Below are 6,249 nucleotides of genomic sequence, written 5' to 3'. Positions count from 1 at the left end.
GAGGCCAGCAGCACCGCACGATGCTCGAACACCGAACGCGTGGTCACCGACGAGAAACCGACGTCCAACGCAGACCCCGCGGCAGCACACTCCCCCAGCCGCTCGATCTGCCCGTCCAGAGCCCCCGCCGACTTCGCCGATGCCAAGACCGGCACCACGTCCGGGACCTGGGCCGCGGGAGCGTCTTCCCGAGACGGGTCGGCATCTCCCAAGTCCGCGGGAGCGGGGGCCTCTTCGATGATCACGTGGGCGTTGGTGCCGCTCACGCCGAAGGAAGAGACGGCCGCACGCCGTGCGCGGCCCACGTCCGGCCATGAGGTCCGCTCGGTCAACAGCTCGACCGCACCGGCCTCCCAGTCCACATGCGACGACGGAGCGTCCACGTGCAGGGTGCGCGGCAACTCACCGTGCCGCAGCGCCTCCACCATCTTGATCACACCCGCGACACCCGCAGCCGCCTGCGTATGCCCCAGATTCGACTTCACCGAGCCGAGCAGCAGCGGACGCTCACGGTCCCGGCCATACGTCGCCAACAACGCCTGCGCCTCGATCGGATCACCCAACGACGTGCCCGTCCCGTGACCCTCGACCGCATCCACATCCGAGACCGACAGACCCGCACTCGCCAACGCCTGACGGATCACCCGCTGCTGCGACGGACCATTCGGCGCCGTCAAACCGTTCGACGCACCGTCCTGATTCACCGCACTGCCCCGCAGCACAGCCAGGATGTTGTGCCCCTTGCGCCGCGCATCCGACAACCGCTCCAACACCAACAACCCGACGCCTTCCGAGAAACCGGTGCCGTCGGCCGCGTCGGAGAACGCCTTGCACCGCCCGTCCGCGGCAAGACCGCCCTGCCGGGAGAACTCGACGAAGGTGCTCGGCGTCGACATGACCGTTGCACCGCCCGCCAGCGCGAGGGAGCACTCACCGCTGCGGAGCGCCTGGGAGGCCCAGTGGAGGGCGACCAGCGACGAGGAGCAGGCCGTGTCGACCGTGACCGCGGGGCCTTCGAAGCCGAGGGTGTAGGAGACCCGGCCGGAGACGACGCTGCCGGCGGTACCGGTGGTCCAGTAGCCCTCGGTTCCTTCCGGGGCCCGGTCCAGGCCGGTGCCGTAGTCGTGGTACATCACGCCGGTGAACACACCCGTGCGGGAGCCACGCAGCGTGGCGGGATCGAGCCGGGCCTGTTCGATCGCCTCCCAGCTCGTCTCCAGCAGCAGCCGCTGCTGCGGATCCATCGCCAGGGCCTCGCGGGGTGAGATGCCGAAGAAGCCGGCGTCGAAGTCGCCGGCGTCGTACAGGAATCCGCCCTGCCGGGTGTCGCTGGTGCCGTCGCGGCCTCGTGCTGAGCCGTCGAAGAGCCGCCGGAAGTTCCAACCCCGGTCGGTCGGGAAGTCGGAGGTGACCTCGGCGCCGTCGGCGACGAGGCGCCACAGGTCCTCGGGCGAGCCGATGCCGCCCGGGTAGCGGCACGCCATGCCAACGACCGCGACGGGTTCGCCGGGGTCGTGACGCGGCCGTTCCACGTCGTGGCGTCCGTCGGCCGCTGTACCGGCTGCGTGGAATGCGGGCCCCGATTCGGGGCGCTCGTCGAGGAGTTCGGAGCGCAGGTACCGGGCGAGGGCTTCAGGCGTGGGGTGGTCGAAGGCGATGGGTGCGGGCAGCCGCAGGCCGGTGGCGGAGCCGAGGCGGTTGCTGAGCTGGACCGCGCTGACGGAGGTCAGGCCGATCTCGCGGAAGGTGCGTGCGGCGGCGGCCCGTTCGGCTCCGGTGCGGCCGAGTACGGCGGCCATCTCGGTCCGGATGAGTTCGACGAGGCGGCCGGTCTGCTCGTCGGGGGTCATGTCACGCAACTGCTGCCGCAGCGCGTTCAGTTCGTTCTCGTCGACGGCGGTGAGGGGTGTGGTGTCGAGGAGGCCGCGCAGCAGAGGAGGCACGGCTGCGGTGCTGCCGTGCTCTTCGGGCCCTATGTCGCCGGGGCGCATGACGAGGGCGTGTGTGTGTCCGGAGGGGACGGCCACGTCGAACATCGCGGTCAGTTCGTGCGGGCGCGTGGCGGGGCCCGCGGCGAGGCACAGGGCGGGCAGCCCGCGGCGGCGGCGATGGTGGGCGAGGGCGTCGAAGAAGGCGTGTGCGGCGGCCTGTTCGTCGTGTCCGGGGGTGCCCAGGACGCCGTCGTGGAGCGTGATCGTCACGAAAGCGGCGAGATCGGCGCGCTTGGTGAGCTGGTGGAGGTTGACGGCTGCTTCGGCGGCGGGGGCGAACTGCCGTCGGGCCTCCGCGGGTTCGGCCAGGGCGGCGGGTGCGGCGGACCGGGTGGGTGCGGCGCAGTGGAGCACGGCGGTCAGCGGCCGGTGGGCCTGTTCCAGTGCCGCGGCCAGCGCGGTGCGGTCGGCGGGGTCGCAGGCGGTGACCGTTGTGCGGGCTCCCAGTCCGCTGACTTCGCGTGCCAGGGCGGCCGTCGCGTCGTCGCCCTCGCCTCGGGGGCTGGCCAGCAGTACGTGGCGCAGGCCGTATGCGGCGACGAGGTGGCGGGTGAGGGCGGCCGCGGTGGCGTCCGGCTCGCCTGCGACGGCGACGGTGCCTTCGGGGTCGGGCCTGAGTACGTCGTCGCGGTCGCCGCCTGCGGGGACGCGGGCGAGCCGCGGTGCGAGGGCGACGCCGGAGCGGGCTGCCGTCTGGGGTTCGTCGAGGGTGACGGCGAGGGGCACGAGGGCGAGTGAGTCGTCGTGGTGGTCGATGTCGACGTGCGTGATGCGGCCGGGGTGGGCGTTCTGCTGTGCGCGCAGCAGTCCCCCCAGCGGGGCGTGAACGAGGTCGGCTGTGGGTTCGGCTGCTCCTGTGGCGACGGCTCCGCGGGTGACGACGCAGATGCTGCTGTCTGCGAGGGCGGGCGCCTGGGCGCAGGTCTGCACGGTCCGCCGGAGGCGCGCCAGTTCGGCGTCCGCTGTGGCGGCGAGGTGGCCCGCGGGGTCTGCGTCGTCGGGTACGGAAAGCAGGATCGTTTCCGGTGCGGGGGCGCCTGCCGCAACGGCGTCGAGGAGGGCGGCCGGGTCGGGGTGGCGGGTGATGTCGTGGGCGTGGCCGGTGAGGGCCGTGGCGAGGCCGTAGGGATCGGGGCCGATGAGCGCCCAGCGTGTGGTGGCGGGCCGGTCGGTTCCGGTGGTGGCCTGTATGGACGGCAGCGGCGTCCAGTCGGTGTGCAGGAGGGCTTCGTGGCGGCTGCCGCCGGCCGCTCGCAGGCGTGCGGGGCGTTCCAGAAGGACGTGGCGGGTGATCTTGCCCGAGGAGGTTCGGGGGATGTCGCCGGTCTCGTAGATCTCTTCGGGGACTTTGAAGTTGGCGAGCTTTTCGCGGCAGGCGGCGTAGAGGGCTTCGGGGTCGAGGCCGTCTTCTGCGGGGACGACGAAGGCGACGGGTACCTCGCCGAGTACGTCGTGGGGGCGCCCGACGACGGCGGCGTCGGCGACGGACGGCACCTGGAGCAGGACGCTTTCGACTTCGGCGGGGTGGATGTTCTCGCCGCTGCGGATGATGAGTTCCTTCACGCGGCCGGTGATGCTGAGGTAGCCGTATTCGTCGCGGCGTGCGAGGTCTCCGGTGCGGTACCAGCCGCCGGGCAGTGCTTCGGCGGTGGCTTCGGGCTGATTGTGGTAGCCGGACATGAGGTTGGGGCCCTGGACCCAGACCTCGCCCTCCTGTCCGGTGGGCACGTCCTGACGGCTGTCGGGGTCGACCAGTCGCAGCGAGAGGCCCGGCACGGGCAGTCCGCAGGATCCGTCGATGCGGGTTCCCTCCGGCCAGTTGACGGTCATCAGGCCGCAGGTCTCGGTGCTGCCGTATCCGTCGAGGAGCGGGACGTCGAAGGTCTCTTCGACGTCGCGGCGGAGCGCGGCCGGGCAGACGGAGCCCGCGGTCAGGGCGCGTTGGAGGCTGCCGGCGGGTACGTCGCCGCCGTCTTCGCGTGCGGCGGCGACCAGCCGGTGGTACATGGCGGGGACGCCGGTGAGGAAGGTGAAGGCTTCCTCCCGCATGGCTTCGAGGACTTCGCCGGGTGAGAAGCCGTCCAGGATGCGGGCGGTGGCGCCGACGGCGGTGACACCGATAACGCACAGCACGTGGGCGAGGCTGTGGTGCAGCGGCAGCGGCCACAGGACGTGGTCGTCTTCGCTGAGTCCGACGATGGGCGAGTAGCAGGCGGCGACGGACCACAGGCAACTGCGCTGGCTGGAGAGGACGCCCTTGGGTTTTCCCGTGGTGCCGGAGGTGTAGAGCATCCACGCGGAGTCGTCGAGTGCCTGGTCGTCGCGGGCAGGGGCGGGCGCCGGGGCGGCGAGCAGGTCCTGGTGGGAGACGACGTTCTGCCCGGCGTCCCACGGCAGGGGGTCGCCGCCGGTCACCACGACGCGCAGGTGAGGCCGTTCGGGCAGCATCGAGCGGACCTGGTCGAGGTGGGCGGGGTCGGTGACGACGACGCGGGCCCCGGAGTCGTCGAGTACGTAGGCGAGTTCGGCGTCGGCGGAGTGGGGGTTGAGGGGGACTGCGACTCCTGCGGCGCGGATGATCGCCAGGTAGCTTTCGATGGTTTCGACGCAGTTGCCGAGGTAGATGAGGGCCCGGTCGCCGGGTTGCAGCCGGAGCCCGGCGAGGTGGCCGGCGAAGCGGCCGGTGCGCTCTTCCAGTTCGCCGTAGGTGAGGGTGCGGCGGCGGTCGCGGAAGGCGGGCTTGTCGCCGCGGAGCCGGGCGTGGTCCCGCAGCAACTCGGGCAAGGGCCGGATCAGTTCGATACGAAACATCCCGAGGCGCTCCCCTGGTTCCAGGCACTCGTCGGCCGCGTCAGCTTGCTACCGGGGGGAGCGTGTCACCGGGGGGACTAGGAAATCACCTAACAAACCCCTGTGACCCCCCTATCTTCCCGCCGGGGCCTGGTTGGCTGTGGTGTGGGACGCAATAGCTGCGTTGGCGCTGTTAGCGTCCCGGAGCAGAGGTTCGGAAATCTCCGCACTTCGGGAGTCCGGCCCTTGTCGGTCTTCTTGTTTCTGGTCGCCGGGTGGTATGCCGTACGCCCGGGAAGGGATGACGATGACATTCACCGATGTTGCGGTGGCGTTGCCGTCTTCGAGGTTCGTGAGCCTCAAGGAAGCGGACGCGGAGAAGTCGCGGGATTCCACCCTTGGCGTCGTGCGGTACACGACGGAATGTGTTGCGCCGCATCTGTCGGAGGGCTCGGTCGAGTCGAGTCTGCACATGGCGGACTCCGCGGAGCGGGAATTCGCGGAGGTGTGGAGTTCCGGCGCTGTCGCGGAACGCGGCGAGCGGGACGGGATCGTCTGGGCCCACGACGGCGAGTATCTGTTCTGCGCGGGTCTCATACCGTCGGGCCCCCGGTATGCGGAGGGAACGAGGTCTGCGTACTTCAACGCGTTGGACCTGATGGAAACCCTCGGCTTTACAAAGTGCCTCCGTATGTGGAACTTCGTGAGTCGGATCAATGAGGACAACGCGGACGGCTTGGAGGTCTACCGGGACTTCTGCCGGGGCCGTGCGGAGGCCTTCGAACGGTTCCGCTTCCGCGAGGCGGAACTGCCCGCGGCGACGGGTATCGGGGCGCTCGGGGGCGGTATCGCCTTCTATTTCCTGGCGAGCCGGTCGGCGGCTCTGACGGCGGTCGAGAATTCGAAGCAGATTCCGCCGTATCACTATCCGGTGCGCTACGGTCCGCGGCCGCCGAAGTTCTCCAGGGCGACGTGCCTTTCGCGGCCGGGAGCGGCCAGTACGGCGGAGCAGATATACGTGTCGGGAACGGCGAGCATCCGCGGTCACGAGACTCTTTTCGCCGGCGACATCGAGCGGCAGTGCCGGCTGGCTCTGGAGAACATCGCGCACGTCATCGGTGCGGAGAATCTCTCCGCGTACGGCGTGCGGGAGGGCCGCGCGCTGACGGACCTGCGCAACATCAAGGTGTACGTGCGTAATTCCGGCGACATACCCGCGGTGCAGCAGATGTGCGCACGTGCCTTTTCGCGGGAGGCGGACGTCGCTTTCCTTCATGTCGACGTCTGCCGGTCCGACCTGCTGGTGGAGATCGAGGGCATCGTGGACTGACCGGCCGGTGCGTGCCGCCCGCGGGCGTACCGGCTCTCCCCCGCGTCCCTTCCGTCCCGAACTCTGCCCTGGCCCCTAGACGATGTGGGAGATCCGGCTCCATGCAGATCACCGGGCCCCGGGCCCCTGCCGGGCCCG

Annotated in this window: 2 protein-coding genes; one reads left to right on the top strand and one right to left on the bottom strand. The window is 70.5% G+C overall.

All coding sequences use genetic code 11. The annotated features are described in order from the left end of the window. A partial coding sequence (locus tag AN218_RS05490) for a beta-ketoacyl synthase N-terminal-like domain-containing protein (protein WP_141747477.1) occupies positions 1 to 4,802 on the bottom strand: 4,802 nt, incomplete at its 3' end. A 286-nt stretch (positions 4,803 to 5,088) separates the two neighbouring features. Here AN218_RS05490 and AN218_RS05485 point away from each other — a divergent pair. Beyond that, on the top strand, positions 5,089 to 6,111 hold the full coding sequence (locus tag AN218_RS05485) for an FkbO/Hyg5 family chorismatase (RefSeq protein WP_070015478.1): 1,023 nt from the start codon (positions 5,089 to 5,091) through the stop codon (positions 6,109 to 6,111). Positions 6,112 to 6,249 lie beyond the last annotated feature (138 nt).

Source organism: Streptomyces nanshensis (assembly GCF_001751255.1).
GTDB classification, from domain to species: domain Bacteria; phylum Actinomycetota; class Actinomycetes; order Streptomycetales; family Streptomycetaceae; genus Streptomyces; species Streptomyces nanshensis_A.
The sequence above is the reverse complement of the archived record's forward strand: the minus strand, read 5'-3'. Positions and strand labels throughout refer to the sequence as shown.

Excerpts from the sequence above, each read along its gene's own strand:
- AN218_RS05485 (WP_070015478.1), top strand. The coding sequence starts at position 5,089 with ATGACATTCACCGATGTTGCGGTGGCGTTGCCGTCTTCGAGGTTCGTG.